Raw genomic sequence first — 13096 nt, 5'->3', positions numbered from 1 at the left:
CGCTCCCCGCCGGAAGGCCACGCAGGGTGTCGCACCGTCACCGGCGACTAGTAGGGTGACGAACTCGGGGGCCCACTGCACCGGTTCGAGAGGTGGGGTACGGGAAGATGGCTGTCGGCATGAGCGGACCGCAGGCGACACACGCGGCCGTCGTGCGCGCCGCCACGGTCCCGGACGGCGGGCCCGCCCCGGAGACCGGTCCCGGCGGCCAGGGGCTGGACCCCGACGACCTGCCCGACGGTCTCGTCATCGCGGACGGGACCGGCCGGGTCATCTGCTTCAACGCCGCCGCCGCACGGATCACCGCCGTGCCCGCGGCCGCCGCCCTCGGCCGCCCGCTGGAACAGGCGCTGCCGCTGGAGGACCTCAAGGGCCGCCGCTGGTGGGAGCTGACCGATCCCTACGGCGGTCTCGCCACCCGGGTCGGCCAGCCCGAGCGGAGTCTGCTGCTGCCCGGCGGCCGCGAGGTGCTCGTCTCGGCACGCTACGTACGCGAGAGCCCGACCGGGCCCGTCCGCCGGCTGGTGATCAGCCTGCGCGGCACCGAGGCCCGGCGCCGCAGCGAGCGCAGCGACGCCGAGCTGATCGCCACCGTCGCCCATGAGCTGCGCTCGCCGCTGACCTCCGTCAAGGGCTTCACGGCCACGCTGCTGGCCAAGTGGGAGCGGTTCACGGACGACCAGAAACGACTGATGCTGGAGACCGTCTACGCCGACGCCAACCGGGTCACCCGGCTGATCACGGAACTGCTCGACATCTCCCGGATCGACTCCGGACGGCTGGAGCTGCGCCGCCAGCCGGTCGACCTCTCGGCCGCCGTGGAACGCCACGTCCAGGCGCTCACGGCGAACGGCCAGGCGCCGGACCGTTTCCTCGTCCGCACCTGCCAGCCGCTGCCCGCCGTGTGGGCCGACCCGGACAAGATCGACCAGGTGCTCGGCAATCTGCTGGAAAACGCGGTGCGCCACGGCGAGGGAACCGTCACCATCGAGGTGGCACCCGCGCCGGCGAAGAGCGACGAGAAGGGAACGGCGGTCACCGTGAGCGACGAAGGCCCCGGCATCCCCGAGGAGTCGATGGGCCGCGTCTTCACCCGCTTCTGGCGGGGCAGCAAACGCGGTGGCACGGGCCTGGGCCTCTACATCGTCAAGGGCATCGTCGAGGCGCACGGCGGCTCGATCACGGTCGGCCGCGGGCCCGGAGGCGGCGCGGAGTTCCGATTTATCCTGCCCGTGAGCGCGCCGGCCTATCTGTTCTGAGCCGCCCACGGGCGCCCCACACATCCTGTGACCCTTAGACTCGACCATTGGCACCTTTGTGTCCTCCAGGCGTCGAGCGGGACCACGGAGGCCCGGGGGTATCCCCCGGTAAGCGCAGTACCAGCCAATCGGAAGTACGGGAAGAGATGTCGGCACCGAACAAGTCGTACGACCCAGTCGAGGTCGAGGCACTGAAACCGGAAGAGATCGAGCGCATCCGCGACGAGGCGTTCGCCGCCTTCGCCGCCGCGGACGACCTCGACGCGCTCGCCCAGGCGAAGACCGCGCACACCGGTGGTACCTCGCCCCTGTCGCTCGCCAACCGCGAGATCGGCGCGCTGCCGCCGCAGGCCAAGGCCGAGGCGGGCAAGCGTGTGGGCCAGGCCCGCGCCGCCGTGGGCAGGGCGCTCGCCGCCCGCCAGGCGGAGCTGGAGGCCGAGCGGGACGCCCGGGTCCTGGTCGAGGAGGCGGTGGACGTCACGCTGCCCTACGACCGCACTCCGGCCGGTGCCCGCCACCCGCTGACGACGATCATGGAGCGCGTCGCCGACGTCTTCGTGGCCATGGGCTACGAGGTCGCCGAGGGCCCCGAGGCCGAGGCCGAGTGGTTCAACTTCGACGCCCTGAACTTCGTGCCCGACCACCCGGCCCGGCAGATGCAGGACACCTTCTTCGTCGAGGGCGCCGACGGCGCGAAGAACGACGAGTCCGGTGTCGTCCTGCGCACGCACACCTCGCCGGTCCAGGCCCGCACCCTGCTCGACCGCGAGCCCCCCGTCTACGTCGTCTGCCCCGGCCGGGTCTACCGGACCGACGAGCTGGACGCGACGCACACCCCGGTCTTCCACCAGATCGAGCTGCTCGCCGTCGACGAGGGCCTCACCATGGCCGACCTCAAGGGCACCCTCGACCACATGGTCCAGGCGCTCTTCGGCCCGGACATGAAGACCCGGCTGCGGCCGAACTTCTTCCCGTTCACCGAGCCGTCCGCCGAGATGGACATGGTCTGCTATGTCTGCCGCGGCGAGTCCGTCGGCAACCCCGACCGGCCCTGCCGCACCTGCGGCAGCGAGGGCTGGATCGAGCTCGGCGGCTGCGGCATGGTCAACCCCAAGGTGCTCATCGCCTGCGGTGTCGACCCCGAGAAGTACAGCGGATTCGCGTTCGGCTTCGGTATCGAGCGCATGCTGATGTTCCGCCACAACGTAGAAGACATGCGAGACATGGTCGAAGGCGACGTCCGGTTCACCCGGCCCTTCGGGATGGAGATCTGATGCGCGTCCCGCTTTCCTGGCTGCGGGAGTACGTCGACCTGCCTGCCACCGAGACCGGCCGTGACGTACAGGCCAAGCTCGTCGCCGTCGGCCTGGAGGTCGAGACGGTCGAGCAGATCGGCGCCGGCCTCGTGGGCCCGCTGGTCGTCGGCAAGGTGCTCACCATCGAGGAACTGGAGGGCTTCAAGAAGCCCATCCGCTTCTGCACGGTGGACGTCGGCACGGCCAACGGCACCGGTGAGCCGCAGGAGATCGTCTGCGGCGCACGTAACTTCGCCGTCGGCGACAAGGTCGTCGTGGTCCTCCCGGGCGCGGTCCTGCCCGGCGACTTCGCGATCGCCGCGCGCAAGACGTACGGCAAGACCTCGCACGGAATGATCTGCTCCACCGACGAGCTCGGCATGGGCGACGACGGAACGCACGGCATCATCGTGCTCCCGCCGGAGCACGAGGTCGGCGCCGACGCGATCGAGCTGCTCCAGCTCGTCGACGAGGTCCTCGACATCGCCGTCACGCCCGACCGCGGCTACTGCCTGTCGATGCGCGGCGTCGCCCGTGAGACGGCCATCGCCTACGGTCTGCCGCTTCGCGACCCGGCCCTCCTGGACGTGCCCGCGCCCAACGCCTACGGCTACCCGGTCGAGGTTGCCGACCCGATCGGCTGTTCCCGCTTCACCGCGCGCACCGTGGTGGGCCTGCAGCCCGAGGCCCGCTCCCCGATCTGGCTGCAGCGCAGGCTCCAGAAGGCCGGGATGCGGCCGATCTCGCTCGCGGTCGACGTCACCAACTACGTGATGCTCGAACTCGGCCAGCCGCTGCACGCCTACGACCGCAGCCGCGTCGACGGTCCGATCGGGGTGCGCCGCGCCGAGCAGGGCGAGAAGCTCACCACTCTCGACGGCACGGTCCGCGTCCTGGACGCGGCCGACCTCGTCATCACCGACAACCGCGGGCCGATCGGCCTGGCCGGTGTCATGGGCGGTGCCAACACCGAGATCGCCGACTCCTCCGAGGACGCGCACACCACCGAGGTCGTCATCGAGGCCGCGCACTTCGACGCGATCTCGATCGCCCGCACCGCGCGCCGCCACAAGCTGTCATCCGAGGCGTCCAAGCGCTTCGAGCGGGGCGTCGACCCGGAGGCCGCCGCCGCTGCCGCGCAGCGCACCGTCGACCTGCTGGTGCTGCTCGCCGGCGGCACGGCCGAGGCGGGCGTCACCGAGGTGACGGCCCCGTCCGGTCCGCGCACCATCACGATGCCGGCCGACCACCCGGACAAGGTGGCCGGTGTGGCCTACGGCCGCGAGACCGTCGTGCGCCGCCTCCAGGAGGTCGGCTGCGACGTCTACGGACAGGACGAGTTGCTCGTCACGGCGCCGTCCTGGCGGCCCGACCTGGGCGAGCCGAACGACCTGGCCGAAGAGGTCATCCGGCTGGAGGGCTACGAGAACCTCCCCTCCACGCTCCCGACTCCGCCCTCCGGCCGCGGGCTCACCGACCGCCAGCGGCTGCACCGCCGTGTCGGCCGGGCACTCGCGGGCGCGGGCTACGTCGAGGCGCTCAACTACCCGTTCACCGGCGAGGCCGTCCTCGACCAGCTGGGCCTGGAGGCGGACGACGACCGCCGCCGCACCGTGCGGCTCGTCAACCCGCTCTCCGACGAGGAGCCGTCGCTGCGCACCACGCTGCTGCCGGGGCTCCTCGGCGCACTGCGGCGCAACGACGGCCGCGGCAGCCACGACCTGGCGCTCTTCGAGACCGGTCTCGTCTTCCTTCCCCGAGCTCTCGGCTCCGTTCGAGCGGGGGAGACCCCACTCAGCGGCCAGGAGACCAAGCCCGTCCGGCTGCCCGTCGACCGGCGCCCCTCGGAGGAGGAGATCGCCTCCCTCGACGCCGCGCTGCCGCGTCAGCCGCGCCGCGCCGCCGTCGTTCTCGCGGGCGCCCGCGAGCAGGCCGGCTGGTGGGGCAACGGCCGCCCGGCCGACTGGGCGGACTCCGTCGAGGCCGCCCGCACCATCGCCCGTGAGGCGGGCGTCGAACTCACCGTTCGCGCCGGTCAGTACGCGCCGTGGCACCCGGGCCGCTGCGCCGCGCTGTACGTCACGGTCGACGGCGAGGAGACGCTCGTCGGGCACGCGGGTGAGCTGCACCCGCGCGTCATCAAGGAGCTCCACCTGCCCGATCGCACCTGCGCCATGGAGATCGAGCTCGACCTCATGGAGCAGGCCGTCGACGGCGCCCTCCAGGCGCCGCGGATCTCCACCTTCCCGGTGGCGACGCAGGACGTCGCGCTGGTCGTCGCCCAGGACGTGCCCGCCGCCGAGGTGGAGCAGGCGCTCCGCGAGGGCGCGGGTGAACTCCTCGAATCGCTGCGGCTGTTCGACGTCTTCACGGGTGAGCAGATCGGCGGGGGCCACAAGTCCCTGGCGTACGCGCTGCGCTTCCGGGCCACGGACCGCACGCTGACCGTCGACGAGGCCACCGCCGCCCGCGACACCGCGGTGGCACTGGCCGCCGAGCGCACCGGCGCGGTGCTGCGCGGCGCGTGACGCCCGCGGCAGGTCCCGCGGAGTGAGGAGGGGCGTATCCGGCCACCGGATACGCCCCTCCTGTGTGCTCGCCCGAAGACGGAGGACCGCACCCGGGCCCCGGCCGGGCCCGGGGGAGCCCGGTACCCGGCCGACCCCGCAGCCACCCTCCGATCCGTGGGCAGTGGGTCGTGCGATCCGGCGCCGTCCGCGCTGCCGCGGAGCGTCGGGCAGGTCGGCAGAGCGGACGGCGCGGGTGCGGGTCGTCGTGCTGTACGAGGGGGAGCAGACGACCCGGCCGCCTCTTGCGAGGGACCCAGTCAAGCGATTCGCCGACCGGCGCGACAGAGTGCGCAGCGGGACGGTTCGGGCATTCCGTTCACACCCCGTGTGAATCGTGCTCCACTGGGGCGACACGTCCTGGCGTGCCGACCCACCGGAGGGGGCAATGGGGGCAATGGAGCCCAATACCTTGCTAGAGGCTCTGATCGACGAGGCGGGTGTCTCCCGGGCCGGGCTCGCCGCACACGTCAACCAGGCCGGCCGCGGCCGGGGACTGTGCCTGCGCTACGAACACACCGCCGTCGCCCGCTGGCTTAAGGGTCAGCGGCCGCGCGGCCAGGTGCCCGACCTGATCTGCGAAGTGCTCGGAAGCCGCCTGCGCAGGGCCGTCTCGCTCGACGACATCGGCATGGCGGGCCACGCCGGCCACGCCCCCGCACAGGGTGCGTCCCTCACCGGATTCGTCGAACGGGCCACCGCGCTCTGGCGCTCCGACGAACAGCAGCGCCCGCACGTCGTCGCCGCCCCGGCCGTCACCGGGACCACGGCGGTGATGCCCGTGTGGGAGTGGGAGAACCCGCCGGAGGACGCCGACGTGTCCCGTACCGGCCCGACCCGCGTCGGTACGGCCGACATAGCGACACTGCGCGCCGCCCGCGCCCACTACGAACTGATGTACCGCAAGGCGGGCGGCATCGCGACCCGTTCGCGCATCGTCGGCTTCCTCAACGCCGAGACCGCCCCGCTGCTGCGTGGCGGCTACAGCGACGCGATGGGGCGTCAGCTGCACCGTGCGACGGGCGGGCTGGTGGCGGTCGCGGGCATCTGCGCCTACGACTCCGACGCACACGGTCTCGCCCAGCGCTACTTCCACCAGGCACTGCGGCTGGCCAAGGCGAGCGGGGACCGGGGGCTCGGCGGCTATGTGATCGCCCTGCTGGTCAACCAGTCGCTGTTCCTGGCCGATTACCGGCAGTCCGTCGCCTTCGCCGAGGCGGCGCTGCGGGCCGCCGGGCGCGACATCACCCCCGCCCTGGCGGCCGATCTGCACGCGATGCAGGCCAAGGCGTACGCCCATCTCGGCGACGGCGGCAGCGCGTTGAGGTGCATCCGGCGCGCCGAGTCCGAGGCGGAGCGCATCCGGCCGGGCGGGGAGCCCGACGAAACGGGGTACGTCCAGCCGGGCCTGGTCAACGTCCAGGTGGCCGAGGCGCTGCTCCGCCTGGGGGATCTGTCGTCGGCCAGGGAGCACGCGGCGGCCGCCGTACGGACCCCCGCGCACGACAGGGGCCGGGTCCACCGGCTGGCCATGCTGACCACGATCGAACTGCGGCAGGGCGAGGCCGACCGGGCGGCCGTCACGGCCGCCGAGATGGCCGAACGCGCCAGAGGCATGGAGTCGCAGCGGCTGCGCGACCGGCTGCGGTCGGTGCGCGAGCATCTGGTCGCGAGCGGCAGCAGCGACGCGGAACGGGCCGCCGAAATCGTCGACGCATCGCTGCGCGTACCGCTATGAGCGCCGGTCTGCTGCGATATGGCCACCTACTAGTCAGAAGGTGGCAGAACTGTGCAGTGGACGAACCTGAACGAACAGACTGTGTATGAGAATCGATGGTTCCGGGTCAATCTGGCCGACGTCGTCCTCCCCGACGGCGACCACCTCGACCACTACGTCATCCGGCTCCGCGCCGTCGCAGCGGCCACCGTCGTCAACGAGGCGAACGAGGTCCTGCTGCTCTGGCGGCACCGGTTCATCACGGACAGCTGGGGCTGGGAAATCGCCGCGGGTGTCGTCGAGGACGGTGAGGGCCCGGCCGAGGCGGCCGCCCGGGAGATGGAGGAGGAGACCGGCTGGCGCCCCGGACCGCTGCGCCCGCTGCTGACGGTGGAACCGTCCAACGGGCTCATCGACGCCCGCCACCACTTCTACTGGGGCGAGGAGGCCGACTGGACCGGGCACCCCCGCGACGCCTTCGAGTCGTCCCGCCGGGAGTGGATACCGCTCAAGCTGGTGCCCGACATGATCGCCCGCGGCGAGGTGCCGGCCGCGGGCATGGCCGCCGGGCTCATGATGCTGCACCACTTACGGCTGGGCTGAGCATCCGGCGCGGACGCGCGCGACGGGTGCGGGGGACGGGAGTCCCGCGCACCCGCCGGGGCGCGTCGTGTCAGGCGTACGGGTAGAAGCCCGACCCCGTCTTCCGGCCGAGCCGGCCCGCGTCCACCATGCGCTGGAGCAGCGGGGGAGCGGCGTACAGCGGCTCCTTGTACTCCGCGTACATCGAGTCGGCGACCGAGGCCACGGTGTCCAGGCCGATCAGGTCGGCGAGCTTGAGCGGGCCCATCGGGTGGGCGCAGCCCATCTCCATGCCGTTGTCGATGTCCTCGCGGCTGGCGATGCCCGACTCGAACATCCGGATCGCGGAGAGCAGGTACGGGATCAGCAGGGCGTTGACGACGAAACCGGACCGGTCCTGGGCGCGGATCGGGTGCTTGCCGAGTATGTCCTGCACGACGGCCTCGGCGCGCTTGACCGTCTCGTCCGACGTGGTCAGCGCGGGGATCAGCTCGACGAGCTTCTGCACCGGGGCCGGGTTGAAGAAGTGGATGCCGATGACCCGGTCGGGGCGCGAGGTCGCCACGGCCAGCTTGACCAGCGGGATCGAGGAGGTGTTGGAGGCGAGGATCGCGTCCTGCCGGGTCACCACCTGGTCCAGCACCTGGAAGATCTCGGTCTTGACCTGCTCGTTCTCCACGACGGCCTCGATGACGAGATCGCGGTCCGCGAACTCGCCGAGGTCGGTGGTGAAGCTGAGGCGGCCGAGGGTCTCGTCGCGCTCCTCCTCGGTGATCTTGCCGCGTTCGGCGGCCTTCGAGAGGGAGTTGTAGAGCCGGGTGCGGCCGATCTCCAGCGCCTCGCCGGTGGTCTCGGCCACTGCGACATCGAGACCGCTGCGGGCACACACCTCCGCGATGCCTGCGCCCATCTGGCCGCACCCCACCACTCCGACGCGTGCGATGTCCGCCATAGAGTCCGTCACCTCGTGCCTTTCGCTGTACTCCGTGCGGCGGCTTCCGTTCGGTTCCGGGCTCCGCCTCGACCCCACGACGTTACTCCGCGCCTTCCCGGAGATCGCGGGCCGGGGCGGGCATGCTCAGCACTGCCCCGGGATTCCGGGGGTCCCGACGAGTACAGAGAGACGGCAGGTGCGGAGGAATGCGGCAAATCGCCAGAAGGAGCTTTGTGGCCGGTGCGGCCGGGACGGTGGCGGCGGTGGTGGCCTCGGGTGCCGTGGCCGCGGCGGACCCACCGGCCGACGCCCGCGCGGCCCGGCGCGGCGGACCCCGTGACGTGGTGCGGCGTGAACTCCGCGGCATGTGGGTGGCGACCATCGCGAACACGGACTGGCCATCGAAGCCGGGGCTGTCCGCCGCCGCGCAGCGGGCCGAGCTGATCGCGTACCTCGACGAGGCCGTCGACCGGCGGCTGAACGCGGTGATCCTCCAGGTCCGCCCGTCCGCCGACGCGCTGTGGCCCTCGCCGCACGAGCCGTGGGCCGAGTGCCTCACCGGTGTCCAGGGCAAGGACCCCGGCTGGGACCCGCTGGACGTCGCGGTGCGGGAGGCGCACGACCGCGGTCTGGAACTGCACGCCTGGTTCAACCCGTACCGGGTCGCCAACCACACCGACCGCTCCCGGCTGGCCGCCTCGCACCCCGCGCGGCTGCACCCCGACTGGGTCCTGCCGTACGGCGGGAAGCTCTACTACAACCCGGGCCTGCCCGAGGTCCGCGGTTTCGTCCAGGACGCGATGCTCGACGCGGTCCGCCGCTACGACATCGACGCCGTCCACTGGGACGACTACTTCTACCCGTATCCGGTGGCCGGGGAGTCCTTCGCGGACGGCGACGCGTACGCGAAGCACGGGGCGGGCTTCGCCGACAAGGCCTCCTGGCGGCGGGCCAACACCGACAAGCTGGTGCAGGAGACCGCCGAGCGGATCAAGGCGGTCAAGCCCGGTGTCCGGTTCGGTGTCAGCCCGTTCGGTGTGTGGCGCAACGCATCGACCGACCCGCTCGGTTCGCGGAGCGCGGCCGGGGTGCAGACCTACGACGATCTGTACGCCGACACCCGCGGCTGGATCAAGAAGGGCTGGATCGACTACATCTGCCCGCAGCTCTACTGGAACATCGGCTTCACCGCCGCCGACTACGCCGTGCTGCTGCCCTGGTGGAACGAGGTGGTGCGGGGCACGGGCGTCGACCTGTTCATCGGCGAGGCGCTCTACAAGTGCGGTGACCCGGCCCAGCCCGCAGCCTGGCAGGACCCGGCGGAACTCTCCCGGCACGTCGACCTGGCGGCCGGGTACGACCAGGTCCGCGGCCACGCCTACTTCTCCGGGAAGGTGGTGGTCGCGGACCGGATCGGGGCCATGGCGCGAGTGGTGGCGGACCACTACCGGACTCGGGTCCGTCCGCCCGGCTGACCTGTCTCAGGGGCCCGGGGCCCGGTGCAGGGCGGCGTCGTGCCGGACGACGCTGTCGGGGCCGGGTGCCAGGATGTGTTCATGTCCGTCGTCGAAGCGGACGCGGTACGGGGGAGTGCCCCCGTCCCCGAGCACCTCGACGATCTCTGCGACCCGGTCGTGCTGCCCCACGGTCCTGCCGTGCGTCACCAGCCGGTCGCCCGCGTGTGCCTCCATCGGGAGTGACCTCCTCACGGGTGGCGGTCCATGTCGACAAGTCTATGTCCGGACGGCGGTCGCGCCCGGTGGGGCGAGGCCGCCGCCCGGGACGGTCACCGGCCGCGTCCGGCGCGGCCCGTGCGCTGGGTGGCCGCGATGCAGACGAGTACCGCGACGGCCGCCACCGGTGCGGAGGGCGAGACCTCCTCGCCCAGCAGGAGGAGCGACCAGACCAGGGTCAGCAGCGGCTGCGCGAGCTGGAGCTGGCTGGCCCGCGCGACCCCGATCTCCGCCATACCGCGGTACCAGACGTAGAGCCCGAGGAAGGTCGAGCCCGCCGCCACCCAGACCAGGCCGATCAGTCCGTGCGCCGTCAGCCGCACCGGCTCGAACGGCAGAGCGACCGCGGCGCCGGCCACGGCGAGCGGCAGGCTGAGGATCAGCGCCCAGCCGATCACCTGCCAGCCGGGCATGACCCTCGCCAGCCTGCCGCCCTCGGTGTACCCGGCCGCGCACACCAGCAGGGCGGCGAACAGGTACAGATCCCCGGCGGAGAGGGCGCCACCGCTCTGCAGGACGGTGAAGACGATCACCACGGCCGCCCCGGTGAGCGCGGCGATCCAGAAGGTACGGGACGGACGCGATCCGGTGCGTACGGAGGCGAACACCGCCGTGGTCAGGGGCAGCAGCCCCACCACCACGGCCGCGTGCGAGGTCGTCGACGTCTGCAGCGCGAACGTGGTCAGCAGCGGGAAGCCCACCACCACGCCGCCCGCCACGACCGCGAGTCCGGTCCAGTGCCGGCGCTCCGGCACCCGCACCCGGGCCGCGATGAGCACACTGCCCGCGATCACGGCGGCGAGCAGGCTGCGCAACGCGACCAGGGACCAGGGGCCGAAGCTCTCCAGCCCCCACGCGGTGGAGGGGAAGGTCAGCGAGAAGGCGACCACTCCGAGTGCGGCGAGCAGGGTGCCGCCGCGGCCCGCCGTCCGGGGCGCGGAGCCGGCGTCGGCCCGGTCCGGTCCTGTCACGTCCGTCGCGCCGGTCATCGGCGGGCCGACCGCTATCGTGGTCCTGGGAGTAGCGCTATCCTCTGCTTTCATGCATGAGCGTAGCAGTGTGGCGGATCTGACCAGCTCCCTCCGGGCCGAGCTGAACCGCTACTCGCCCGGTGAGAAGCTGCCGTCCAGCCGCGCCCTCGTCGAACGCTTCCGGGCGAGCCCCGTGACCGTCTCGCGGGCCGTCGCGCAGCTCGCCGCCGAGGGGCTCGTCGTCACCCGCCCCGGCTCCGGCGCCTTCCGCGCACAGCCCCGCGCCGAGGCGCCGCTGCCCGGTGACACCTCCTGGCAGGAGGTCTCGCTCAACGGCGACGGCGGACCCGAGGTGGTCCCCCGCACGGTCGACGCCTCGGGCGTCCTGGCCACCCTGGCCGCCCCGGCCACCGGCGTCGTCGAGTTCAACGGCGGCTACCTCCACACCTCGCTGCAGCCCGAGCGGGCCCTCGCCGCCGCGCTCGCCAGGGCCGGCCGCCGCCCCGGTGCATGGGGCCGGCCGCCCACCGACGGGCTGACCGAACTGCGCGCCTGGTTCGCCCGCGAGATCGGCCCCGCGCTCACCGCCGCCGATGTGCTGATCACCGCCGGTGGCCAGAGCGCCCTGGCCACCGCGTTGCGGGCGCTCGCCCCGCCCGGCGCCCCGGTGCTCGTCGAATCACCCACCTACCCGGGCATGCTGGCGGTGGCGCGGGCCGCCGGGCTGCGGCCGGTGCCGGTCCCGGCCGACACCGACGGCGTCCGCCCGGAACTGCTCGACGCCGCCTTCCGGGCCACCGGCGCCCGGGTCTTCGTCTGCCAGCCGCTCTTCCAGAACCCGACCGGCGCGGTCCTCGCCCCTGCCCGGCGCCCGGAGATCATCCGGATCGCCCGGGAGGCCGGGGCATTCGTCGTCGAGGACGACTTCGCCCGCCGGCTCGTCCACGACGACGCCGGACCGCTGCCGCGACCGCTGGCCGCCGACGATCCCGACGGGGTCGTCGTCCACGTCTGCTCACTCACCAAGGTGACCTCGCCCAGTCTCCGGGTGGGCGCCCTCGCCGCCCGTGGCCCGGTGCTCGAACGGCTGCGCGCCATCCAGGTCGTCGACAGCTTCTTCGTCCCCCGGCCGCTCCAGGAGGCCGCGCTCGAATTCGTCGGCACACCCGCCTGGAGCCGCCATCTGCGCTCCCTGTCCGCCGAGTTGCGGGCCCGCCGCACCGCGATGGCGGCCGCGCTGCGCCGGGAGCTGCCCGCCCTCGCGCTCCCGCACATTCCGGCGGGCGGCGGCAGCCTCTGGGTGGGGCTGCCCTGCAACGGGGCCGGCACCGAGGAGTCCGCCATGGTCTCGGCGGCGCTGCGCGCGGGTGTCGCCGTCGCGCCGGGCCGCCCGTACTTCTGCGCCGAACCCCCGGCGCCCCACGTCCGGCTGAGCTACGCGGCCGTCGCCGGAGCGGCCGAGATCACCGAAGGGGTGCGGCGGCTGCGCACGGCCTGGGACGGTGCCCGGGGCGGGCCGGGAGACCAGGGCCCGTTTCGAAGTCCCCACCCGCCGGGGTCTCGGGACAGCCCTTAGTCTCCCGGCATGACCGAAACTCCCCAGCAGCGTTACGAGATATCGTCCGACCCCTCCCGACTGGACGCGGCGAGAATTCACAACTGGCTCTCCACCGACGCCTATTGGGCGCTCGGCCGGACCCGGGAGCGCCAGGATCTGGCCATCGCCGGCTCGCTCAACTTCGGCGCCTACGACCTGGCCTCGGGCGAACAGGCCGGGTACGCCCGGGTGGTGACCGACCACGTCACCTTCGGCTGGCTCTGCGATGTGTACGTCGACCCCGCAGCCCGCGGCCACGGACTCGGCGCCGGGCTGGTCACAGCGGCGCGCGACCGCCTCGCCGAGGCCGGTGTCCGCAGGCTGCTGCTCGCCACCGAGGACGCCCACGGCGTCTACGGGAAGGTCGGTTTCAAGCCGCTCGACAACCCGGCCAACTGGATGGCGCTCATCCTCGGCTGAGCCGCAAGCGCTTGCGTCGCG

Annotated in this window: 11 protein-coding genes; 8 read left to right on the top strand and 3 right to left on the bottom strand. The window is 72.7% G+C overall.

The genetic code is table 11. The features are described 5' to 3' along the window. Window positions 1-107 precede the first annotated feature (107 nt). From ACFVJX_RS18990 to ACFVJX_RS18970, 5 genes are all read left to right on the top strand, one after another. The gene (locus ACFVJX_RS18990) at window positions 108-1259 is read left to right on the top strand and encodes an ATP-binding protein (protein ID WP_384130120.1); all 1152 of its coding nucleotides are present in this window, start codon (window positions 108-110) and stop codon (window positions 1257-1259) included. A 146-nt stretch (window positions 1260-1405) separates the two neighbouring features. Then, complete coding sequence (pheS, locus tag ACFVJX_RS18985; RefSeq protein ID WP_384130117.1) at window positions 1406-2533, top strand: phenylalanine--tRNA ligase subunit alpha; 1128 nt, start codon at window positions 1406-1408, stop codon at window positions 2531-2533. Beyond that, window positions 2533-5082 carry a phenylalanine--tRNA ligase subunit beta gene (gene pheT / locus ACFVJX_RS18980; protein ID WP_384130114.1) on the top strand — a complete coding sequence of 850 codons (2550 nt, stop codon included), beginning with the start codon at window positions 2533-2535 and terminating at the stop codon, window positions 5080-5082. The genes pheS and pheT overlap by 1 nt, the downstream gene beginning before the upstream one ends. Window positions 5083-5518: 436 nt before the next feature. Then, window positions 5519-6859: a transcriptional regulator gene (locus ACFVJX_RS18975; RefSeq protein ID WP_384130112.1), complete on the top strand. Its 1341-nt coding sequence runs from the start codon at window positions 5519-5521 to the stop codon at window positions 6857-6859. Window positions 6860-6910: 51 nt separating this feature from the next. Beyond that, window positions 6911-7441: an NUDIX domain-containing protein gene (locus tag ACFVJX_RS18970; protein WP_384130109.1), complete on the top strand. Its 531-nt coding sequence runs from the start codon at window positions 6911-6913 to the stop codon at window positions 7439-7441. Window positions 7442-7511: 70 nt separating this feature from the next. Here ACFVJX_RS18970 and ACFVJX_RS18965 read toward each other — a convergent pair whose 3' ends face one another. Beyond that, complete coding sequence (locus ACFVJX_RS18965) at window positions 7512-8372, bottom strand: 3-hydroxybutyryl-CoA dehydrogenase (protein WP_384130106.1); 861 nt, start codon at window positions 8370-8372, stop codon at window positions 7512-7514. Between the two features lie 188 nt (window positions 8373-8560). Here ACFVJX_RS18965 and ACFVJX_RS18960 point away from each other — a divergent pair, with 188 nt between their 5' ends. Beyond that, the gene (locus ACFVJX_RS18960) at window positions 8561-9829 is read left to right on the top strand and encodes a glycoside hydrolase family 10 protein (protein WP_384130098.1); all 1269 of its coding nucleotides are present in this window, start codon (window positions 8561-8563) and stop codon (window positions 9827-9829) included. A gap of 6 nt (window positions 9830-9835) precedes the next feature. Here ACFVJX_RS18960 and ACFVJX_RS18955 read toward each other — a convergent pair whose 3' ends face one another. Then, window positions 9836-10045, bottom strand: a complete 210-nt coding sequence (locus ACFVJX_RS18955; RefSeq protein ID WP_384130095.1) for a DUF1918 domain-containing protein — start codon at window positions 10043-10045, stop codon at window positions 9836-9838. A 95-nt stretch (window positions 10046-10140) separates the two neighbouring features. Then, the gene (locus tag ACFVJX_RS18950) at window positions 10141-11130 is read right to left on the bottom strand and encodes a DMT family transporter (protein WP_384130092.1); all 990 of its coding nucleotides are present in this window, start codon (window positions 11128-11130) and stop codon (window positions 10141-10143) included. On the opposite strand from ACFVJX_RS18950, the gene ACFVJX_RS18945 reads away from it, so the two are divergent. Further along, entirely contained in the window at window positions 11129-12634 is a 1506-nt protein-coding gene (locus tag ACFVJX_RS18945) for a PLP-dependent aminotransferase family protein (RefSeq protein ID WP_384130088.1), read from the top strand. The genes ACFVJX_RS18950 and ACFVJX_RS18945 overlap by 2 nt on opposite strands. A gap of 9 nt (window positions 12635-12643) precedes the next feature. Continuing rightward, on the top strand, window positions 12644-13075 hold the full coding sequence (locus tag ACFVJX_RS18940) for a GNAT family N-acetyltransferase (protein ID WP_384130085.1): 432 nt from the start codon (window positions 12644-12646) through the stop codon (window positions 13073-13075). Window positions 13076-13096 lie beyond the last annotated feature (21 nt).

Origin of the sequence: Streptomyces sp. NPDC127177 (assembly GCF_042672475.1) — a bacterium.
Classification (GTDB): Bacteria; Actinomycetota; Actinomycetes; order Streptomycetales; family Streptomycetaceae; genus Streptomyces.
Note: the sequence above shows the minus strand (reverse complement) of the source record. Positions and strands in the feature narration are given on the sequence as shown.

Coding starts and splice junctions, on each gene's coding strand:
- ACFVJX_RS18990 (WP_384130120.1), top strand. CDS start 108: ATGGCTGTCGGCATGAGCGGACCGCAGGCGACACACGCGGCCGTCGTG.
- pheS (WP_384130117.1), top strand. CDS start 1,406: ATGTCGGCACCGAACAAGTCGTACGACCCAGTCGAGGTCGAGGCACTG.
- pheT (WP_384130114.1), top strand. CDS start 2,533: ATGCGCGTCCCGCTTTCCTGGCTGCGGGAGTACGTCGACCTGCCTGCC.
- ACFVJX_RS18975 (WP_384130112.1), top strand. CDS start 5,519: ATGGAGCCCAATACCTTGCTAGAGGCTCTGATCGACGAGGCGGGTGTC.
- ACFVJX_RS18965 (WP_384130106.1), bottom strand. CDS start 8,372: ATGGCGGACATCGCACGCGTCGGAGTGGTGGGGTGCGGCCAGATGGGC.
- ACFVJX_RS18960 (WP_384130098.1), top strand. CDS start 8,561: ATGCGGCAAATCGCCAGAAGGAGCTTTGTGGCCGGTGCGGCCGGGACG.
- ACFVJX_RS18955 (WP_384130095.1), bottom strand. CDS start 10,045: ATGGAGGCACACGCGGGCGACCGGCTGGTGACGCACGGCAGGACCGTG.
- ACFVJX_RS18945 (WP_384130088.1), top strand. CDS start 11,129: ATGCATGAGCGTAGCAGTGTGGCGGATCTGACCAGCTCCCTCCGGGCC.
- ACFVJX_RS18950 (WP_384130092.1), bottom strand. CDS start 11,130: ATGAAAGCAGAGGATAGCGCTACTCCCAGGACCACGATAGCGGTCGGC.
- ACFVJX_RS18940 (WP_384130085.1), top strand. CDS start 12,644: ATGACCGAAACTCCCCAGCAGCGTTACGAGATATCGTCCGACCCCTCC.